The organism is Limosilactobacillus caccae, assembly GCF_900156885.1.
Lineage (GTDB): Bacteria > Bacillota > Bacilli > Lactobacillales > Lactobacillaceae > Limosilactobacillus > Limosilactobacillus caccae.
This window is the reverse complement of sequence record NZ_FTOY01000011.1, coordinates 280,133-300,725: the sequence shown is the minus strand read 5'-3', so window position 1 is coordinate 300,725 and position 20,593 is coordinate 280,133. Positions and strand designations below refer to the sequence as shown.

The window sequence follows — 20,593 nt, the reverse complement described above, 5'->3', positions numbered from 1 at the left end:
AAACAGTCTTGCGTTAATTCCCTTCATCGGCTTGTTTTAGCATCCGATAATGTTTATTGGTTGCTTGCAATTCCGCCGGGCTACCCTGCATTGCAATTTGCCCATCTTCGATAAAGACAACCTGGTCCATCATTTCGATCCCTTGCAAGTGGTGGGTAATCCAAATCAGGGTCTTATCCTTTAATTGGTCCATGAAGGTGGTAATTACTTGCTGTTCCGTGATGGGGTCTAGGCCCACTGTCGGCTCATCAAGCAAAACAATTGGGGCATCCTTTAGGAGAATTCGGGCAAGTGATAGCCGGTGACGTTCCCCGCCAGAAAAGCGGAGCCCTGCTTCCCCGACCATCGTATCTAGCCCTTTTGGCAAACTCTTAACCATCGCAGCCAGGCCTACCCGTTCGAGCACGGACCATACCTGGTCTTCAGTTGCGTCCTCGTTTCCCAATCGAACATTGTTAAGGACGGTGGTATTAAAGAGGTATGGTGACTGGTGGACGACCCCGATGTACTTGGCAATCCCGTCACCAAATTCATCAGTTGCTACCCCGTTCAACGTTATTTTACCAGCAGTTGGCTGGCGGTCACCACGGATCAAGCTGGCAAAGGTACTCTTTCCTGCACCACTCCGGCCCAAAATTGCTAACTTTTCACCTGGCTTAATCTCTAGGTCAAGCCCGCGGAGGATTAGCTTTTCCGTTCCTGGATAACGGTACTGTAAGTTTTCCGCCTTAATCGTGTATGGTGCCGCTAACTCTACCGGCTTAGTCTCTTCTTTTGCGGGCTGGGGTAGTTTGTTCAGCCGGTTGAGCGAATCAGTGTACACATTGGTTTGCTGGGCAGCAGTCGGTAGGCTAGAGAGCACTTCATCCAGCGGAAAGACACAGAGGACAAACGCTGCAATCCAGTTGGCACTACCGCCCCAGTGACCACCAAAATAACTGGCGCCCCAAATTACGAGACTAATTACCACGAGTAAGATCATTACCTGCAACACAAAGTCCCGCAGGTGTTCGAACTTCTTCTTTGCCTGCTGGGAAGCCAATAAGTGCTTTTCACTATGGCGGTGGTGGGTCAAGTACTCATCACTGCGCCCTGCTAATTCCCAATCGGTGATCCCCATGATGTTATCCGTCAAGTCCGCGTATAAGGTATTCGTATACTGCTTTTCCAGTTGTTGCCGGGCACCGTTGACCAGTACCGACCAAACAGGAATTGCAATGATAATCAGCCCAAACAAGACGAGCATTAATAACCCCATCAACGGGGAGAGGATGCCCATCGCAATCACAATAATCGCGTAAAGGCCAAAGGCAACTAGCATCGGAAAAATCGTCCGCAGGTACAAGTTTTGAATGTGGGCAACGTCTTCGGATAATAACCCGAGGATATCGCCGATCCGGTACTTGCTATTGAAGAAAACCGCGTCTTGTTCCAATGAATCGTACAGCTTTTTCCGAAAAGCCGACGTCATCTTAAAAACCCAGTTGTGACTGGCGAGCCGTTCAAAGTAATTTGTCACCGGCCGAAAAATTCCAAAGGCCCGGGTTAAGACAATTGGAACGTAGACCAGCAAGATATTAAACGGCATCGTCGCTGACTTACTAATTAGAAAACCAGCCGTGAACATCAGCCCGCCGGCACAAATAAAAGTAATAATTCCTAATGAAATCGCCAGTACAAGGGTCCACTTATACCGCTTTAAGAAGGGCTTTACCCACTGGTCGTGCTTCATTGCCTTAAGCAACGGAATTTTATTCATGGTTGCCCCTCCTTCCCTTCGTTTGATCCATTAATTCAGTAAAGTAGCCTTGTTCAGCTAATAATTGCTGGTAGGTCCCCTGCTCAACTAGGCGACCGTCTTTTAAGACTAGGATATAATCCATCTGCTTCATCCAGTGAAGACGGTGGGTTGCAAAGAAGACCAGCCGGCCGTCCATCAGGGGAAGCATCCGCTTTTTCAATTCAAGTTCGGTCTCAATGTCTAAGTGGGCAGTTGGCTCATCAAAGATCATTACCTTCCGCGAAGCATCAAGGAATGCCCGGGCAAGGGTAATCCGCTGCGCCTGACCACCACTTAATGGCCGGTGACCATTCCCAATCATCGTATCAAGCCCCGCTGGTAATTCAGCGACCAGCTGGTCTAAGCCAACGACATGAACGGCCTCTTGGAGCTGCTCTTCACTCACCCCTGGGGTGTAAAAGGCAATGTTATTCCGTAATGTATCCGCAAAGATATATGGTGTCTGTGGGATGTACAGGATCTGCTTTTGCCAGCTCTTGATGTTAAGGGTATCAACTTTCTGGCCTTGAATGGTCATTTTTCCGCTCTTTGGTGGTAAAAAGCCACTCAACAAGTTGATCAAGGTGGTCTTGCCGGCACCACTCATCCCGATAATCCCGACCTTTTGCGGCCCGCTTACTGTTAAGTTGATATCGCGCAATTCGCTTTCCCCATGAGGATAGGCAAATTCAACATTTTCAAGGTGGAGCTCATCCCCCGTCGTCCAGGGGTGAAGTTCAACTTGTGGTCTCTTCGGCAAATCCATGTTGATGATCCGTAAAACGGCATGAAACGAGTTCTTCCCGTTTAGTGTGGCGTGGTAGTCACTGGCAAAATTACGAATCGGCAAGAAATATTCTGGCGCTAAGATCAAGATGGCTAATGCGGGAAATAGTAGCAAATGCCCATTGATTAACCGCAAGCCCAAGAAGACCGCCAACACTGCGATTGCCAGGGTCGTAAAGAAGTCGAGAGCAAAGTTCGATAGCATCGCTACCTTGATCACGCTCATCGTTGACTTCCGGAAACGTTCACTCGACCGGTAGATACTCCGCGAATAGCGCTTGCTCAACCCCAGGTACTTGAGGGTATCAATTCCCCGCAAGGAATCAATGAAGTGGTTTGACAAAACCTGAAAGGCAGCGTATTGGCGGTCAGCCTTGGCCTTAGCCGCGTAACCTAAAATAATCATAAATAAGACAATTAGCGGGTAAACAAGCAACATCACAATTCCTGATATCCAGTCGAGGAAGAAACAAACGATCAGGAGAATAACAGGAATAATCATCATACTAATGACCTTGCTGTAAATCAGGTGAATGTAGTTTTCAACCTCACTAATTCCGTCTAACGCTAAGGTAACCATGTTACCGGTCCCCTCGCGTTGCACAATTGCCGGTCCTAAGTTAAAAACTTTTTTTAGCAATTGCTTTCGAAAATCCTGGGCAGCCATCCGGGCATACTTATCAAGCCAGCTATTACCAAGCTCGGTTGAGCCATGACGCAATAGGTAACAACCAGCAAAAACTAGCAGCCAGGTCAACTGACTAGCCAAGGAATGTCCCTGCCAAAGACCGGTCAGCAATGCTGCAAGCCCTAATCCTTGGCCGAGGATAAGAAAAGCTTGCAGGACATAAAGCCCCACAAGCTTAATCATGATCTGCCTGCTCCCCTTTATCTTGAAGAGTAGTTTATCAATCATAAATTGTTATTTAACCTCCGGAATAGCTGGCATTGCAATCCGCTTACGGAAAATCCAGTAAGCCCAGATTGTGTATGCCAGAACGAATGGTAATAAGCAACAAGTTGCGATGGTCATTACCGTTAGTGTGTATTCCGTTGAGGAAGCATTTTGAATAAGCAAGTCATACTTAGGGCTAATGCTACTAATTAATACTCGTGGGAACAAGCCGATAAAGATCAAAGCAACAAGTGATACCAATGTTAATCCGCTTGAAATGAAGGCTGCCATGTTACGGTTCTTAAATACCGCCGCGTGCGCGTAAACTGAAGTGGCAACGATCAATACAAGCATTACAAGGGTACCAATTGGGTGAACGCTTAAGAAGTCGGTCATGAATAGCAAGAGGATTGCGAAGACGACTTCACCAACGTAGAGGACCCAGTATAAGAATTGCGCGTAGTTACGTGCCCGCTCTTGAACAGGACCAGTTGTCTTCAAGGCAATGTAGTTAATTCCGTGAAGGTAGGTCAATAAGAGTAAGGCAATTCCGCCGACAATTGAAATCCAGTTAAAGTAATCAAAGAAGCCGGCATCGAAGTTACCCTTGGCGTCAATTGGCATTCCGTGAATCATGCTGACAAACATAATCCCTAATAGGAATGGCACCATTGCACTACCAAGTGCTAATGCCTTATCCCAGCGACGCTTCTTTGGCATCGGGCTCTTATCCCGGAATTCAAAGGAAACTCCCCGGATAATTAAGCCAACTAGGATAAAGGCTAAAATCAAGTAGTAACCACTAAATAGACTTGCGTACCAGAATGGGAATGATGCAAACATGGCACCACCAGCAGTGATCAGCCATACTTCATTGGCATCCCATACTGGTCCAATTGTTTCAACTAATTGATCACGTTCGTTTTCATCATGGGCAAGTGTTTCAACCGCCATCCCCACCCCGTAGTCAAAACCATCGAGGAAGAAGAAACCGGCGAACAAGACACCAATTAAGACGAACCATAATAATTGAAGAGCACTCATTTAGAACGCCTCCTTATCAAATGGATCGAGAACCTTCTTGAATTTCGGTTCAATTGCTTCTGATGGGTCCTTCCGTAATTCGCGGATGATTAACCCAATCAATGTAATTGCCAAGCTGGTAAAGAGAACGAAGAAGACAATGTTAGTTGTCAACAACGAACCAACCGAAACGTTTGGTGATACACTCTCAGCAATGGTGAACAATCCGTAAACCGTCCATGGGACACGACCAAATTCGGTAATAAACCAACCAGCAGTGTTACCGATGAATGGTAAGAAAGTTGTGATGGCAATGCACCATAAGGCCCACCGCCGTTCAGTCAGTGCCTTCTTGGCCTTCTCACGCGTCATGATTAAGCCGACAAGTGATACCAAGAAGATCCAGGCACCAACCGCACACATAATCCGGAAACTGTAGAACAAGGTGTTTACTGGTGGGTAGAAGTTAATGTCCTCACCGTACTTGTCCTTGTATTGCTTTTGCAACTTAGCATTAATCTCATTCATCCCGGTAACCGCCCCGGTCGTCTTGTGGTATGAAAGAATACTCAAGGCGTAAGGCACATCAATGTTTGCCTTTACCTTGTGTTCCTTCATGTCAGCAATCCCGACGATTGTCCATGGGGCGTGCTTACCAGTAGTCGTGAAGACGTCTTCAGTTGCCGCAAACTTCATTGGTTGTTCCTTAATAAGGTATTGCATCTGCAAGTCACCGGCAACGATTCCACCAACAGAGAAGATCAAGGAAACTAAGAGTCCTAACCGCAGTGACTTCTTGTAGAAGATCCGGTTAGCTTCTGAGAGCTTCTTGTTCTTGAGCAGTTGGAAGGCCGTCAAGCCGGCGATAATAATACCACCCATCATCATCGCATTTAAGATAACGTGGCTGTATTCATACCATAATTGCGGGTTCTTTAGCAAAGCGCCAAAGTCAACCATCTCGGCCCGCCCATTCTTAACTGCATAACCAACTGGGTGTTGCATGAATGAGTTCGCCGTTAAAATCCATAATGCGGATGTCAAAGAACCGATACTGGTCATCCAGATGAAGAACAGGTGAACCCCTGGCTTAACCTTTTTCCAGGTAAATACCCACAGGCCAATAAATGTTGATTCCATAAAGAATGATAGCAAAGCTTCAAGAGCTAGAGGTGCACCGAAGATATCACCCATAAACCGTGAGTAATCAGACCAGTTCATCCCGAACTGGAATTCCTGGATCAAACCAGTAACAACACCGACAGCAAAACTAAGCAGGAAAATATTTCCCCAGAATTTCGCCATCTTCTTGTATGTCTCATCCTTTGTTTTGACATACATGCTTTCCATAATGGCGACGATAAACGCTGTCCCAATGGAAAATGGAACAAAGAAGAAGTGATAGACCGTCGTCATGGCAAATTGGAAACGTGCCAGACTAAGAATAGTCATTATAAATACCTCCCTCCGAAGTACATCGAAAATAATAGTAGTTGAAACCGTTTCCTGTTTCTACACCTATAATCATAATACTTGTGATAAACATTTACAATGACTAAATATAAGAAAAAATTAACAATTTTCGAAAGAAATGCCCTATTACCGGGGAATACTTTTCTTATCGTCCGATAACTGTTTATCACCAATATATGAATTTATTTTCATATAAAAGCAAAAGAAGCTGGTCACACCAGCTTCTTTCAACTCTATTCACTTGTCTAGCACTAAATAGTTCCTAGATAAAATCGCCATTAATTGTCTATAATCTTATCACTTTAATAGTTAACCTAGGCGTTGGCTAATGACGCAAGCCGTTCCTTAGCAGCAGCAAGCTTTTGCTGCCATTCCACAGCCTTTTGCCGCTCAGCTTCAACAACCTTTTCTGGCGCATTATCAACAAACTTCTTATTGCCGAGCTTCTTTTCAGACCGTTGAACTTCCTTTTCAAGCTTAGCAATTTCGTCGTTCATCTTCGCCTTTTCTTCTTCGAGGTCAACTAATTCTGCCATTGGAATATATACTTCTGCACCGGCTAAAATACCGCTCATCGCTAGTTTAGGTGCCTGAACATCCTTACTAATCGTTAAGTTTTCTGGGTGACAGAAGCGGTCGATGTAATCCCGGTTATCAGTCAGCATCTTGCCGAGGTGGTCATTATCAACCTTAACGAGGATGTCAACCGGCTTCGACATTGGCGCATTAGCCTGGCTCCGGATGTTCCGTACCGCCTTGATCATTTCAATCAGGCTGCCCATCTGTTCAGTAGCATCATCATCATTAAGGTCCGCATTAGCTACTGGGTACTTAGCAACCATGATTGACTTACCGTCATGCGGCATTGACTGCCATAACTTTTCAGTAACAAATGGCATAATTGGGTGCATCATCTTCAAGGTTTGGTCAAGGACATAGCCAAGGATGTTCTTGGTATTCGCCTTTTCTTCGTCAGTCCCGTTGTTCAGCTTCTCCTTGGTCATTTCGATGTACCAGTCACAGAAGTCGTTCCAGATAAAGTTGTATAGTGCCCGGCCCGCTTCACCAAACTCAAACTTTTCAAATTGGTCGTTAACCTGAGTAATGGTGGCGTTCAACCGGCTTAAGATCCAGCGGTCAGCGAGGTCCCACTTGCTCTTGTCCGGCAGAGTTGGCGCTGGCATGTCGCCGAGGTTCATGATTACGTACCGGCTGGCATTCCAGATCTTGTTGATAAAGTTCCAGGCCGCGTCCATCTTCGTGTATGAGAAGCGAATATCTTGCCCCGGCGTTGAGCCAGTAATCAAGAACCACCGCAAGGCGTCAACCCCATACTTCTTGATCACGTCCATTGGATCAATCCCGTTACCAAGGGACTTACTCATCTTCCGGCCCTGTTCGTCACGAATCAACCCGTGGAGCAAGACATTCTTAAATGGTGCCTTCCCGGTAAATTCAAGGGATTGGAAGATCATCCGTGATACCCAGAAGAAGATAATGTCATAACCGGTAACCAGGGTGTTGGTTGGGAAGTAGCGCTTGAAATCGGCTGAATCAGTGTCTGGCCACCCCATCGTGGAAAATGGCCACAATGCACTAGAGAACCAAGTATCCAAGACATCCTTATCTTGTTCCCAGTTTTCCGCATCCTGTGGCGCTTCCATTCCGACATAGACTTCCCCAGTCTTCTTGTTATACCAAGCTGGGATCCGGTGGCCCCACCATAATTGACGGGAGATCACCCAGTCATGAATGTTTTCCATCCACTGGGTAAAGGTGTGTTCAAACCGTCCCGGAACAAAGTTAACCCGGTCATCAGTCTCCTGGTTCTTTAAGGCTGCTTCGGCAAGTGGCTTCATCTTAACAAACCACTGGGTTGAAAGCCGCGCTTCCACTTGTACCCCGGTCCGTTCAGAGTGCCCAACCGAGTGAACAATTGGGTCAATCTTTAACATGTAGCCCTGGTCTTGAAGGTCCTTAACGATTGCTTCCCGGGCTTCAAACCGGTCCATGCCTTCGTACTTACCGGCATTTTCGTTCATCGAAGCATCTTCGTTCATTGTATTGAGTTCTGGCAAGTTGTGACGCTTACCAACCTTAAAGTCGTTCGGGTCATGGGCAGGGGTAATCTTTACCATCCCGGTTCCGAAGTCAGGGGTTACGTAGTCATCAGCGATAATTTCGATCTCCCGGTCAACCAGTGGAACACGGATGTGCTTCCCAACTAAGTCCTTGTACCGTTCATCATGGGGGTTAACGGCAACCGCTTCATCCCCGAACATCGTTTCTGGACGGGTTGTCGCAATTTCAATGTAGTCCTTACCGTTAAAAGTCGTCCCGTCAGTAAATGGGTACTTAACATGGTAAAAGGCACCCTTATCGTCCTTGTGGATCACTTCGATGTCAGAAAGGGCAGTCCGTGCTTGCGGATCCCAGTTGATGATGTAAGTTCCCCGGTAGATCAAGCCCTTCTTGTATAGTTCAACAAAGACTTTCCGGACAGCCTTGTTTAGCCCTTCGTCAAGGGTAAAGCGTTCCCGATCATAGTCAACAGAAATCCCCATCTTAGCCCATTGCTTATGGATAATGTCGGCATATTCATCCTTCCAGTCCCAGACCTGTTGGACAAACTTTTCCCGGCCAAGGTCATAGCGGGAAATCCCTTGCTTCCGCAACCGCGCTTCAACTTTTGCCTGGGTGGCAATCCCGGCGTGGTCCATCCCGGGGAGCCATAAGACATCATAGCCCTGCATCCGCTTTTGCCGGATGATCATATCCTGTAAGGTCGTGTCCCAGGCATGGCCTAAATGTAGTTTACCAGTAACATTTGGCGGTGGAATAACAATGGAATATGGGTGCGCCTTCTTATCACCACTTGGCTTAAAAAAGCCTTGATCGATCCACCATTGGTAACGTCCTTCTTCAACGGCAGAAGGATCGTACTTGGTAGACATTTCTTTTTCTGTCATAGTAGAAACTCCTTTCAAACAGCAGCATATTTTTATGCATTAACCAAAAAAACTCGCCCTATCACTACGATAGGACGAGTTAACGCGGTACCACCTAATTTGAGTGTCAACCGACACCCCACTTTAATCATTTAATAACGGTAAATGAACCGGACACCCCTACTATTAGTTCAGCATGTCAGCTCCCGAGCTACGTTCATAAAGTATTTACCTAGCCCTCTCCCACTACCAGGGCCTCGCTGATCGGCACCGCTTCACTACTCTTTCGGTCAATGCTTATTAATTTGTATCATAGCTAAATAATTTAGCGTCGTCAAGTAATTTTAAAGCAATTCCGCAAAGACGTCTTCGTTTTGGTTCAAGAAGTCTTCACCAGGGTGGATATCTGTAATCTCGATTCCAGCTAATGACCGCTTCATCAAGCCTTCGATGTCAAGCCGTTTCTCGTATTCCCGTGCCCGCTCAACATTTGGCCGCGTCTTCGGCGATGGCGGGGTAAAGACGGTACAACAGTCTTCGTATGGCAAAATCGACAGGTCATAAGTACCAATTTCTTCAGCAATCTTGATAATCTCCGTCTTATCATATGAAAGCACCGGCCGCAATACTGGGTATGCCGTCACATCATTGATGGCAACCATACTTTCCATCGTTTGTGAGGCAACCTGGCCAAGCGATTCGCCGTTAAAAATTGCTAAGCCGTGCCGTTTCTCCATCAGCGCTGCCGCCAGCCGCAACATCATCCGCCGTTGGATCGTCATCAAGTAGCCTTCTGGTACCTTTTCCTTAACCGTTTCTTGGATTTCCGCAAATGGCACCTGGATAAACTTGATGTTACCACTGTATTTGGCTAGCTTTTCCGTTAACTGCTTGGCCTTGGCAAGGGCTTGGGGACTAGTGTATGGCGGACTGTAGAAGTGGACCATTTCCAGCGAAACGCCCCGCTTCATTGCGAGGTAAGCAGCAACTGGGGAGTCAATTCCCCCGGACATCATCATCATTCCCTTACCAGCAGTTCCTACCGGCAGGCCACCAGCACCCTTGATTGTTTCACTTGAGAGGTAGATCCCGTTCAAGCGAATTTCAACCCGCAAGGTTAAGTCGGGGTGATGAACGTCAACTTTTAGCTTGCCAGGGAACTTTTCTAGCAGGTAGCCCCCTAATTGCTTGTTCATCTCAAAGGTATCAAGTTCAAAGTGGTGGTCAGAACGCCGGGTCTCCACCTTAAACGTGATCGGCTGGTCGACCTGTTCTGCGATCATCTGCTCTGCAGCCTTGGCGGTTGCCGCAAAAGTCTTGTCGACCTTCACCGACGGAGAAAAGTTTTGAATCCCAAAGACAAGCTTTAAGCGGTTCATAACTTGGTCATAGTCTGCCCCGTTTAATTCAACGTGCAGGCGGTCACGCTGGGCATGAACCTTCACCTGGTCAAAGCTATGCAGGGCGTGGCGGACGTTATCCCCCAGCCGGTCGATGAACGACTTTTTATTGTGGCCCTTGGTTGATAGTTCACCATAGCGGACCATAATTTCTGTATATTGCAAATTGCTTCCTCCTTTCACCCTAATCAATAATCTTCTTAAAACCAGCGTATAGTTCGTCAAAGGTCCGGTTAAACTGGTCAGCCTCTGCTAAAGTGTTCTGGTCGCCGAGACTGATCCGCACCGCACTGGTTGCAATGTTTTCTGGCACCTTCATCGCTGCCAGTGTCCCGGCTTCCGCATGCTTCTTTGAGGAGCAAGCGCTAGTCGTCGAAATATAGATTCCCTTATCCTCAAACGCATGGACAATGGTCTCCCCACGGACACCGACAATTGAAAAGCAGAGAACATGGGACGCAAAGCCCTTATCCCGGCCAGAGATTAACTTGACATGGTCAAAGCTGGCTAAGTGGTCGTAGATCCGTTCCTTAACTGCATGTTCTTGCTTAACCGCTGCCTTTTCGTTCTCTTTTACAAGGCGGACCGCCCGGGCGAGGGCAACATCCCCGGGCGTATTTTCTGTCCCACTCCGGAGGTTCCGTTCTTGCCCACCACCGGCAATCAGGGGTGCTAATTTCCGTCCACTCTTGACGTAGACAAAGCCGGTACCACGGGGGGCGTGGAATTTATGACCAGAAAAGGTCGCAAAGTCAACCCGGTCACTAAAGACTTGTGAATCAAGCCCCTTACCGATCGCCTGGACCGCATCAACCATAAAGTGAATGTTCGGGTAATCCTTTAAGATCTCCCCGACTTCTTTAATTGGCTGAATCGTACCGATCTCATTGTTGACCGCCATAATTGACACTAAAATCGTGTCTGGGCGGATCGCCTTCTTAACATCTTCCGGGTCAATCCGTCCTTCCTTGTCAACGGGGAGGTAGGTGATGTCAAAGCCCAGTTCTTTAAGCTGCTCCAGCGGGTTCTTAACGGCAGCGTGCTCAACACTTGTGGTAATAATGTGCTTGCCAAACCGGTGCTTTGCCATGGCTGTCCCCTTAATCACCCAGTTATCACCTTCAGAACCGCCACTCGTGAAAATAATTTCACTAGGCTTGACGCCTACTAATTTGGCAATCTGCTGACGGGCTTGCTCCAACAAGTTCCAGGCATTTTCACCAAAGTTGTGGAGGCTACTAGGGTTCCCCCATATCTTTTGACTAACGGCATCATAAGTATCAAGTACTTCTGGTGACACTTTAGTTGTCGCACTGTTATCAAAATAGATCATTACCGATTTCCTTCCTAAATAATCCGCAGGAAAGTTGCAAATGAGCGACCTCTCCTGCAAAAATCAACAGTCTTTGGCAGAGTTACTGTTGAAGAATTCGACTCTTCTTAAAACGATTGTATATTATAGCAGAAAATCGGCTGGTCGGCATTAATAATCCCCCTGCTGACGGAAAGCCCCTTTTTATAGTTTAAAAAACAAGAGGCCGGGAAAAAACTAAATTCCTCAAGCCTCTAAATATGAAAATCCGAACCATGATTTTTGTTTTGACAAAAATTGTGGTTCGGATTTTTACTTGTTTCTTTAAAATTGCCGGATAATTGGTAATCATTTTGCCTAACTTGGTTAAATTCATGGCCATTAAGACCAATCCAATATCGTTTTCCACTGTCTGTTGGCCGCGAAGGTGGGTTCGGCGTACGCCAAAATCCCTCTTCATGCGACCAAAAACAGGTTCAACGTCGAACTTGCGTCGACGATAAATTGCTTGTCCTTCGTCACTAGAGAGGGTTTCTTTGACTTGTGCTTTAAAATAGTTCCAAGTAGGATTGACCTGGATGTAACGCAAACGACCACTAGGAGTCTTCGCTAGTTGATCTAACTCTGCCGATAATTGATGTTTATCAGCACGGTAAAGTTTAAGATCACGCGTAAAACCGTACCGATCGGTTCGTTGACTGTAACGAGCAAAACCAAAACGCACGCCTAAATGGTCTATATAATAGTCATCTTTAGCGTTGTACTGCCAATTTTGTGGCTTAGTTGAATCATTTTTGAACTTGCGCTTCTGTTCTTTCTGGTAAGTTGTATAAGGAATAATTGGTTGTTTTTCAAATTGATCAATAATCGTCGTGTAATTGTACTCACTTCCGTAGCCAGCGTCAGCTACAATGTGTTCAAAGAAATTTAAACAATGGAATTGCTTGAGGAAGGGAACTAATGTCCTTGTATCGGTTGGATTACTAAACAAGGCATAATCAAGGACAAATTGATTATGAGTGGCAATCTGAAGGTTATAGCCGGGCTTTAGTTCGCGGTTTTTCATTGAATCTTCTTTCATACACATGAAAGTCGCATCGTGATCAGTTTTAGAGAAACTATTACGGCCCTGAAAGACTGTCTCAGCTTCCTCATATTTTTTTGCCCGCGGGACCATATCTTGCTTAAGTTTTCGATGTAGTTTTTTTAAGAAACGACGTCGTTGTTTCTTAACTGAACCACCCTTGATCACTTTCAGTTCTTTTTTTATTTCTTCGTTGAGCTGCCCAATCTGTTTTTCTAATTGATCAGTCATCGTTTCCAAGCCTTCTGATGATTCAATGAGTTCTGGTTTCATTGCCTGAATAACCTTTTTCTCGATCAATTCATCATACATTGCGTTTATGTCTTGCTTTAACTTAGCATGATATTTCTCAACTGATTTCCGCCAAGTAAAGGAATACTTATTAGCGTCTGCTTGAACCTTAGTTCCATCAATAAACAAAGCATCTTTTTTGACCAAGCCATGATCAGTTAGGGACATCGTGAAGTAAACAAACGCACGCTTGATCAAGTTAGCAGCGTGTTGACTACTTCTGAAGTTATTGATGGTATGGTAACTATAGGTATGATCGCGAGCTAACCACCGCATTGGTAAGTTTTCGACCAGCATAGTTTCAATCTTGCGTCCCGAATATGTTTGACGAGCATAGGCAAATAATAAAATTTTCAGCATAATTGCCGGATGTGAAAGTGGGCGACCGGTAGTCGCCACTTTTTCTGATAATAAAACTTCCGCCGGGATCGAGTCGACAAAGGCATCGATCAACCGAACTAAATGCGTTTTAGGGACGTTAAAATCAAAGTTTAATACGAATTCAGTTTGTCCTGTGATATAATTTTGATACATGAAAATCATTCCTTTATTTTTGTTTTGTGGTAATTACATAATATCAGGAACGATTTTCTGTGTATAGGGTCTACAATTTTAAGTACTGATGGATTTAACATCGGTGCTTATTTTGTTTTAAAATTTAAAATAAAAAAACGAAAGATGGTTGGACCCCGTCTTCGTTTAAGAAAGGACCATCTTTCATGAATTATTCTACCAAAATTGCTTTAGGAATTAAAGATCGCCACCTTGAACTTGATATCAAACATTTCAAAAACCCGATTGAGGATCAAGGTAACTTGATCGTTGTCCATCTTACGCAAAGTTATCCCCATCATTGTCCTCTTTGCGGACAATTAATGAGCAAGAATGGCTTTAAAACTGTGCGGAGTTTAGGGCCATCGCTGCACTACAAGCCAACCATTTGGTCAATTCGCAAGCAGAAGTATATCTGTAAGCCTTCAGAAAATTGTCCTAAGACCGTTACTGATTTCGCCAAGGTTACTGATCTTAAATATCGTCATCACATCGCCTTAGCCGTCAAACAGCGTATTATGATGCAATTATCAACTAATGAATCGCAAACTGATATTGCCAAATCTTTTGGTGTCTCTGATTGGACTGTCAGACGCATCATTTCTAACCTCGATCAAGTCTTTAAGCCTAATTATCATTGGTTACCACGCCACATCGCCTTTGATGACTTCAAATCTGGCCGATTTGCGCCCAGTGACATGAGTATGATCTTAATGAATATTGAAAATAAACGCACCTTAGACATTATTTTGTCACGACGCAGCCGTTACTTATATAACTACTTTCTCCGCTATGATCGCTCCGCTCGTTTGGCCGTACAAACGGTTACTGTTGATTTATATACTCCCTATCGTCATTTAATTCATGAGCTTTTCCCTCATGCGTTAATTATCGCCGACCACTTTCACGTGGTCGCACAAGCATACCGGGCCTTAAACAAAATCAGAATCAAGGCAATGAATCGTGCTGGTAAAGGAACTCATCAATGGCGGGCCTTAAAACGTTTCTGGAAACTGATCTTAACGCCATCAGCTTCCCTTAAATACGATAATTACTGGTCGCGCCGTAACTTTCACTATGCGCAATTAACCGACGTTGAAGTAGTCCATCGCTTGCTTTCCTACGACGATGATCTAAGACAGGCGTATCGCTATTACCAAGACCTGATTCTCGCAATCAACCACCGCGATCAGAAAGAACTCAACCATCTTCTCGCTATTAAATGGACCCTTCTGCCACAACCACTTCAAAAAGTTCAACGGACCTTGCGCATACACAAAGCAGAGATCATCACTAGCTTCAAATATGACAACTATACTAACGGGCCAGTTGAAGGAACTAACAACAAAATCAAAGTAATTAAGCGGACTGCTTATGGTTTCCGGAACTTCTTCAACTTTCGGGCACGTATTCTCCTCGCTTTACCAAATTCATACATTGCCATCAATTGGAAAAACAAAAGAACAGCCCATACCAAAAGTCTGGCACGAGCTGCTTGAAAAGTTATTTAATTTTTTCTATCAGTACTTCTTGACGAAGAGCCTGTGTATACACAAAGCCGGACGATGAACCAAAAAATGGCTCATCGTCCGGCTTTTAGTTTTAGACTAGGACTTTTTTCCCAGCCTCTATCTTCACAAATTTAGTCGGTTGCAGCCTAGTCACGGCCAACTTCACGGTAGTAGCTATCTTCAATTCGCTTATAGCTCCCCGGCTCGACTTCTTCCAGCACCGTCGCAATCGACTCCAGACTAGCCGTATATTCATACCGGTCGAATAACTCTTGGGACTTCTTAGCCGCAACAGTAATCTTATCATTGTCACTAAAGCGGTTGGCGTACTGTAAGAAGCGCTCGGTCAACTCCGCACTGTCCCGAAGGATGTCAGTCTTGTCATTTAGGTTGTCGAGGTCTGATTCCACAATGATTAACTGCTTCGTTACTTCATCCATATTGATCTTATATTCGTTCAATTCGTCAGCAAGCTTCTTAATCTCGTCACTAACCCCGAAGAAGTAATCCATGTAATCCTTTGGCAGCCCTGGCAAGTTTAGTTGTTCGACCTGGCGGTGGATTGTCCGGATCTGAACCGAATACTTTTGCAGCATCTGCCGGGCCCGTTGTTCATCTGTCTGGAGCTTGGCGACCTCATCGTTAAGTTTTTCCTGACTCTTTTCAATCTCTGTCAGGTTGGTCTGGTTGCTCTTTTCACGGTCAAGAACCTGGCTAAAAATTGCCTGCTTTTTGGCAATTGCCTCCGCATCGTCCCGGTACTGCTTGAAGATGGCGCGGATCTGTTCATTTAATTCCCGCACCGTCTCCTGTTCGTTATTGGTCAGGGTGTAATTAAGGCTTAGGCGGTCAAGCTCGACACTCAACTCATCATTTTGCCGTTGAGCATGGCGGGTAAAGTCCTTCATCACATCCATCAAGTGAAGGGCCTCGTCCTTGGCGTCTAATTCTTTTTGCATTACCGCATACAGATGGTCGATTTGTTCGCTAAGGTCCTTATTTGACTGTTCAACAATGTCTAACTGAAGGTCATTTAATTGCTCAATCGTTTGGTCCAGCTTGGCCTTGAGTTGGTCAATCTGCTTGGCAATGTCCTTTTCCGTAAAGTGGTAATCCTGCTTTACCAGGGTTTCATGCCCCTGCTTTAGTTCTTCCAGCTGGCCAGGAAATTCGGTTGCCAGTGGCTTATAGAGCTTCGGGATCTTTTTCAGCTTTTCCGCAAATTGCTCGTTTTTACTCTGCAGGGTTGTCAAGATCTCCTGGGAGGCTTCTAAATCTCCCCTGTTTGTTAAGTCCGTAAACTTAGCAAACTGCTCTTCTAAGTCATCTAACTCTGCGTTAAGCTTCTTCTCGCTCCCCCCGTATTCAAAACTCTTCTCGTTTAATTGTTGGTGGAAACTACGGTAACGCTGCTTAATCTGGTCAAGTGCCTGCTTATGGCTGTGCTCTTGCTGCTGTAAGTGCTGGAGTTCCTTTTGCAAGCGCTGGAGGTTGGCCGTGATTGTCGCAAGATCGGCCTGCAACTCCCGGATCTCCCCGTTGATCGTCAACAGCTTGCTTGTCCGCGTCTCCGCCATTAATAATGGTGTTTTCTTATTAAACTCTTCAATCGCCGGCTTTACCTGCTTAGTGAACCGGCTGTTAATTGCTTCCAGTTGCTTCTTGGAATCGCCAACCAAGGTCAGGGTATTCGCCTTCTTTATTTGCTGGTCAATCTTTAAGTCGGCCAGTTTCTTTTCACTTACCATTAAGTCGTTAATCTTAGTTACCGCTTGCCGCTGAAAAACATATAAAGCGACCAGCGCAACGACAATAATGACTAAAATACCAATCAAGATTTGAAAAACCACTTTTTCCACCTACTATAAATTTATTGTTTTATGATTGATTTTTACTAATAAATCACCGTATAATCCTATCAAAATTATAGCATACCATAGCTGTAATGCTTGACGCGAATTAAGAAAGAAGGATATTTTATGGCCAAAAAATCATTATTAACTGCCCAACTAAGCAGTCTCCTAGCTGGCGAACATAACCAAACCGCTAATCTTGCCAATGCTAGTGCCCTCATTATGCAGACCATCCCCCAGTTAAACTGGGCCGGTTTCTACCTATATGATTCCCAAACTAATGAATTGGTGCTGGGACCATTTCAGGGAAAGGTGGCGTGCATGCATATCGCAATGGGTGCCGGTGTTTGCGGCACTGCAGCAGCAACGAAAGAAACTGTTGTCGTCGATGATGTCCACCAGTTTAACGGTTATATTGCCTGTGATAGTGATGCCCAATCAGAATTAGTTATTCCCCTAATTAAAAACGGCCAGGTAAAAGGGGTGTTCGACCTCGACGCTCCCGTTTTGGGCCGGTTTGCGGATCCGGCAATTGTTGACGAACTAGAAACATTTTGTCAGGAATTAATTAAAACAATTGACTAGTAGCCACTAACCATTGTATGATAGTCCTTGTGTAAAATAATGCAGCAGTGAGGGGCAAGCTCGTCAACAGACTGGTGCCGATAGGTGTTTTTAGTAACCCAGCTGCAAGGGTGAAAAATTCAAATCAGCCTGCACGAATGCCAAGCTCACAATCGGATTATTTTACTCCAACTAAAATTATTGGAGGAATTTATTTATGTCTCGTTACACTGGTCCAAGTTGGCGTCTTTCACGTCGTCTTGGCGTATCACTTTCAGGTACTGGTAAGGAATTAGCACGTCGGGCTTACGCTCCTGGTGACCACGGTCGTGATCGTCGCGGTAAGCTTTCAGAATACGGTACACAATTACGTGAAAAGCAAAAGCTTCGTTTCATGTACGGTATGACTGAACGTCAATTCTCAAACCTCTTCGTTCGCGCCGGCAAGATCAAGGAAGGTACTCACGGTGCCAACTTCATGGCATTGCTTGAACGTCGTCTTGATAACATGGTTTACCGTCTTGGTTTAGCTACTACTCGTCGTCAAGCACGTCAATTAGTTAACCACGGTCACATCACTGTTGATGGCAAGCGCGTTGATATTCCATCATACGAAGTTAAGGTTGGTCAAGTTATCGCCGTTCGCGAAAAGTCCAAGAACTTGGACATCATCAAGAACGCGGTTGAAGCCGTTGTTTCACGTCCTTCATACGTGGACTTCGATGCTGACAAGCTTGAAGGTAAGCTTAACCGGATTCCAGCACGTGAAGATATGAACGCTGATATTGATGAAGCTCTTATCGTTGAATTCTACAACAAGATCTAATCTTGTTGCCAACTAAAAACACCCGTAATCGTTTGGTTACGGGTGTTTTTTTGTTTCCTAAATTATTTTTGCAACTCAAAGACCAACCTACTAGGAGTCGATAAATTTTCGCGGTAACGGTAGCCCGCCACTGCAAACTCCTTTACCCCCGCAAGGGTCTGAATTTGGTTTTCCGCCAAGTAACGAACCATGTTTCCCCGGGCCATCTTCGCAAGGGTCGCTTTTTGCTTGATCTTGCCATCAATCATCTCACCAAACACACACTTGACAAACTGGTCCCCCGCTTGTAAAAACGGCGTCACCGCCCGCTCATATTCCACCGAGGCAAGGTCAATTACCAACCGGTTATCGCGGTACAGTTCATCATATAATTGCGACCCCCAAAACTGATAAAGACTCTTCCCGCCATCGAGGCTCGTTTTATCCCCCATCCCCAGCCGGTAGGGAACGATCCCATCAAACGGGCCCAACAAGCCATAAAATCCGGAGAGGATCCGGAGATTTTCCTGGACATAGCGCAGGCCGTCTTCTGAAAAAACATCTGGCGCCATATACTGGTACTGCAATCCCGTAAAGGCAATAATTGCCGGGGTCAGGTTACGATTTAAGTCCATTTCTTGTAGCCACCGATAATTTTTCATCGCCAAAGTCGTACTACAATTCTCCCATAACTTGTGTAATTCATCATAAGACAAGCTCCGCATCCAGGAAAGAATTTCCCGCGTCTGGTCAATGAACTGGGGCATCCCCTGGTAAGGGAGCGAATCCGAATCGACCTTCATCGTCCGTGCCGGTGCAATAATAATCTTCATTCAAACCACCCTTTCAAAATTTTTTGTAAGCTTTTTCAGCAAATTGGTCTAATTAGATTTCGATTTCTTTCCGCCATTAAATGTTAGCGTTTTCAGTAAATCGTTTCAATATTTTTGGTATAGTGAAAAACGCGCCAATCGGCCTTGTGAAGCGCTTGACAAGCGTTTTTTCAGGTTGTAAATTAGTTCATCGTAGAGAGAAAGTGAATAACTTCACCAGTTAATTGGTCAAGTTGGAAGGGAGAGTACAATGGAACAAGAAAAAGTTCCTGTACAAGGTAAAGTTGCCGAACGGACAATTTCATTATCCGCTAGTTGGGCATTCTTTGCATTGTCAATCGTTATTAATTCAATGGGGAACGTGTTAACCCTTGTTACTAGTTCACACGTTCATCCGCAGTTCTTGGGTTCTGCTTACTGGACAGCTGCCGAAAACAACTTAGGGATCGCTGTCCTCGGTAACAACTCAATGACCCTCTTCTGGGCATTCATGGTCTTAGGGATGTTAACCTCCGTCCTTAACGCAATCTTAATGCGCAAGTGGGACTGGAAACGGATCGGTGGTAATTTTATTTTCATGTTACCATTTTCCATTTTTATCCAGTGGTTCTCCGACATTTTCAACCGGATTATGCCTGACGCCACCACGCTGCCAATGGTCATCTTATATGTGTTCATTAACTTCTTAGGGGTCGCATTTATCGGGACCGCGATTTCAATTTACCAGCGGGTTAACCTCGTCTTGCACCCCGCCGATGACCTTTTCCAGATCATCCGTTTCCGTTACTGCCACGGTAATGCCACCATCGCGATGTGGATGTCATACATCCCACCGACAATCATGGCAATTATCGCCGCATTTATGCAAGGTGGAATTTATAACTTTGGGTTGGGAACATTATTTGCGCTCGCCTTCCAAGGGGCAATCACCGGTTGGGCAGACCGTTACATCTTCCCGAAGTTAAAGCACCAGGCACTTGATATTGGTAATTAATATTTTATAGGAGTGATTTTATCATGGCATTTAACAAGAGTTTAGCAGGTTACTTTGACGACGTACAACACATCGGAATTCCAACAGACGACATGCCAAAGACCATCGCCTTTTGGGAAAAGCTTGGCTTTAAAAAGCTCGGTGAATTCGACACCGACGACCAAGGAAACGAAGTAGTATTCATGCACTACGCCCACTTAACTTTAGAAATCTGGACTGGTGACGGTGCCGTCCACAAGACCGGAGCAATCAACCACATCTCCCTTAACACCAGTGATGCAGATGCAGCATTCAAGGCGGCCAAGGAAGAAGGCTTTACCCTGAAGGATAGCGAAGTCCAACACCTCGACTTCTGGGACAAGGGAATTAAGTTCTTCAACATCGAAGGACCTAACAGTGAAACAATTGAATTCTGTGAAATCGTTAAGTAATGACTTAACCTCATAATTGGGCTGGAGAATCATTCCCCAGTCCTTTTTTGTTACCTAT

The 20,593-nt window shown here is 45.3% G+C and carries 15 protein-coding genes and 1 other annotated feature; of the genes, 5 read left to right on the top strand and 10 right to left on the bottom strand.

Annotated elements, in window-relative coordinates:
- Positions 1-13: 13 nt before the first annotated feature.
- The 8 genes from cydC to CZ502_RS07465 form a co-directional block, all read right to left on the bottom strand.
- Positions 14-1,759 (bottom strand): thiol reductant ABC exporter subunit CydC, encoded by a 1,746-nt coding sequence (gene cydC, locus CZ502_RS07500; protein ID WP_076461166.1) that lies wholly within the window; start codon positions 1,757-1,759, stop codon positions 14-16.
- Positions 1,752-3,482, bottom strand: coding sequence for a thiol reductant ABC exporter subunit CydD (gene cydD / locus CZ502_RS07495; RefSeq protein WP_076461164.1), 1,731 nt, complete (start codon positions 3,480-3,482; stop codon positions 1,752-1,754). Before cydD ends, cydC begins: the two co-directional genes overlap by 8 nt.
- Positions 3,483-3,488: 6 nt before the next feature.
- Entirely contained in the window at positions 3,489-4,505 is a 1,017-nt protein-coding gene (gene cydB, locus CZ502_RS07490; protein ID WP_076461161.1) for a cytochrome d ubiquinol oxidase subunit II, read from the bottom strand.
- Positions 4,506-5,936, bottom strand: coding sequence for a cytochrome ubiquinol oxidase subunit I (locus CZ502_RS07485; RefSeq protein WP_076461159.1), 1,431 nt, complete (start codon positions 5,934-5,936; stop codon positions 4,506-4,508). It abuts the gene before it with no gap.
- Between the two features lie 335 nt (positions 5,937-6,271).
- Entirely contained in the window at positions 6,272-8,926 is a 2,655-nt protein-coding gene (locus CZ502_RS07480) for a valine--tRNA ligase (RefSeq protein ID WP_076461157.1), read from the bottom strand.
- Positions 8,927-8,993: 67 nt separating this feature from the next.
- Positions 8,994-9,208 (bottom strand) — a binding site (T-box leader).
- Positions 9,209-9,249: 41 nt separating this feature from the next.
- Positions 9,250-10,470 (bottom strand): tRNA uracil 4-sulfurtransferase ThiI, encoded by a 1,221-nt coding sequence (thiI, locus tag CZ502_RS07475; protein ID WP_076461155.1) that lies wholly within the window; start codon positions 10,468-10,470, stop codon positions 9,250-9,252.
- Between the two features lie 19 nt (positions 10,471-10,489).
- Complete coding sequence (locus CZ502_RS07470) at positions 10,490-11,638, bottom strand: cysteine desulfurase family protein (protein WP_076461153.1); 1,149 nt, start codon at positions 11,636-11,638, stop codon at positions 10,490-10,492.
- A 190-nt stretch (positions 11,639-11,828) separates the two neighbouring features.
- Positions 11,829-13,526 carry an IS1182 family transposase gene (locus tag CZ502_RS07465; RefSeq protein ID WP_076461151.1) on the bottom strand — a complete coding sequence of 566 codons (1,698 nt, stop codon included), beginning with the start codon at positions 13,524-13,526 and terminating at the stop codon, positions 11,829-11,831.
- A 185-nt stretch (positions 13,527-13,711) separates the two neighbouring features.
- Here CZ502_RS07465 and CZ502_RS07460 point away from each other — a divergent pair, with 185 nt between their 5' ends.
- The gene (locus CZ502_RS07460; RefSeq protein WP_076460150.1) at positions 13,712-15,043 is read left to right on the top strand and encodes an ISL3 family transposase; all 1,332 of its coding nucleotides are present in this window, start codon (positions 13,712-13,714) and stop codon (positions 15,041-15,043) included.
- 158 nt (positions 15,044-15,201) lie between these two features.
- Here the strand turns inward: CZ502_RS07460 and ezrA are convergent, their stop codons facing one another.
- The gene (ezrA, locus tag CZ502_RS07455) at positions 15,202-16,905 is read right to left on the bottom strand and encodes a septation ring formation regulator EzrA (RefSeq protein ID WP_076461149.1); all 1,704 of its coding nucleotides are present in this window, start codon (positions 16,903-16,905) and stop codon (positions 15,202-15,204) included.
- 129 nt (positions 16,906-17,034) lie between these two features.
- Between ezrA and CZ502_RS07450 the strand changes: the two genes are divergently transcribed.
- Both CZ502_RS07450 and rpsD read left to right on the top strand, forming a co-directional pair.
- Complete coding sequence (locus CZ502_RS07450) at positions 17,035-17,493, top strand: GAF domain-containing protein (protein ID WP_076461147.1); 459 nt, start codon at positions 17,035-17,037, stop codon at positions 17,491-17,493.
- 196 nt (positions 17,494-17,689) lie between these two features.
- Complete coding sequence (gene rpsD, locus CZ502_RS07445) at positions 17,690-18,298, top strand: 30S ribosomal protein S4 (RefSeq protein ID WP_076461144.1); 609 nt, start codon at positions 17,690-17,692, stop codon at positions 18,296-18,298.
- A 62-nt stretch (positions 18,299-18,360) separates the two neighbouring features.
- On the opposite strand, the gene yaaA is transcribed toward rpsD, so the two are convergent.
- Entirely contained in the window at positions 18,361-19,110 is a 750-nt protein-coding gene (gene yaaA / locus CZ502_RS07440) for a peroxide stress protein YaaA (protein WP_076461142.1), read from the bottom strand.
- A gap of 250 nt (positions 19,111-19,360) precedes the next feature.
- Here yaaA and CZ502_RS07435 point away from each other — a divergent pair, with 250 nt between their 5' ends.
- Together CZ502_RS07435 and CZ502_RS07430 are read left to right on the top strand one after the other, a co-directional pair.
- Complete coding sequence (locus tag CZ502_RS07435; protein ID WP_076461140.1) at positions 19,361-20,104, top strand: DUF6198 family protein; 744 nt, start codon at positions 19,361-19,363, stop codon at positions 20,102-20,104.
- A gap of 23 nt (positions 20,105-20,127) precedes the next feature.
- The gene (locus CZ502_RS07430) at positions 20,128-20,535 is read left to right on the top strand and encodes a VOC family protein (protein ID WP_076461138.1); all 408 of its coding nucleotides are present in this window, start codon (positions 20,128-20,130) and stop codon (positions 20,533-20,535) included.
- The last annotated feature ends 58 nt before the right edge of the window (positions 20,536-20,593 follow it).

What these genes read in the sequence shown, in the direction of transcription:
- cydC (WP_076461166.1), bottom strand. Translation starts at nt 1,759, where the DNA reads ATGAATAAAATTCCGTTGCTTAAGGCAATGAAGCACGACCAGTGGGTA.
- cydD (WP_076461164.1), bottom strand. Translation starts at nt 3,482, where the DNA reads ATGATTGATAAACTACTCTTCAAGATAAAGGGGAGCAGGCAGATCATG.
- cydB (WP_076461161.1), bottom strand. Translation starts at nt 4,505, where the DNA reads ATGAGTGCTCTTCAATTATTATGGTTCGTCTTAATTGGTGTCTTGTTC.
- CZ502_RS07485 (WP_076461159.1), bottom strand. Translation starts at nt 5,936, where the DNA reads ATGACTATTCTTAGTCTGGCACGTTTCCAATTTGCCATGACGACGGTC.
- CZ502_RS07480 (WP_076461157.1), bottom strand. Translation starts at nt 8,926, where the DNA reads ATGACAGAAAAAGAAATGTCTACCAAGTACGATCCTTCTGCCGTTGAA.
- CZ502_RS07470 (WP_076461153.1), bottom strand. Translation starts at nt 11,638, where the DNA reads ATGATCTATTTTGATAACAGTGCGACAACTAAAGTGTCACCAGAAGTA.
- CZ502_RS07465 (WP_076461151.1), bottom strand. Translation starts at nt 13,526, where the DNA reads ATGTATCAAAATTATATCACAGGACAAACTGAATTCGTATTAAACTTT.
- CZ502_RS07460 (WP_076460150.1), top strand. Translation starts at nt 13,712, where the DNA reads ATGAATTATTCTACCAAAATTGCTTTAGGAATTAAAGATCGCCACCTT.
- CZ502_RS07450 (WP_076461147.1), top strand. Translation starts at nt 17,035, where the DNA reads ATGGCCAAAAAATCATTATTAACTGCCCAACTAAGCAGTCTCCTAGCT.
- rpsD (WP_076461144.1), top strand. Translation starts at nt 17,690, where the DNA reads ATGTCTCGTTACACTGGTCCAAGTTGGCGTCTTTCACGTCGTCTTGGC.
- yaaA (WP_076461142.1), bottom strand. Translation starts at nt 19,110, where the DNA reads ATGAAGATTATTATTGCACCGGCACGGACGATGAAGGTCGATTCGGAT.
- CZ502_RS07435 (WP_076461140.1), top strand. Translation starts at nt 19,361, where the DNA reads ATGGAACAAGAAAAAGTTCCTGTACAAGGTAAAGTTGCCGAACGGACA.
- CZ502_RS07430 (WP_076461138.1), top strand. Translation starts at nt 20,128, where the DNA reads ATGGCATTTAACAAGAGTTTAGCAGGTTACTTTGACGACGTACAACAC.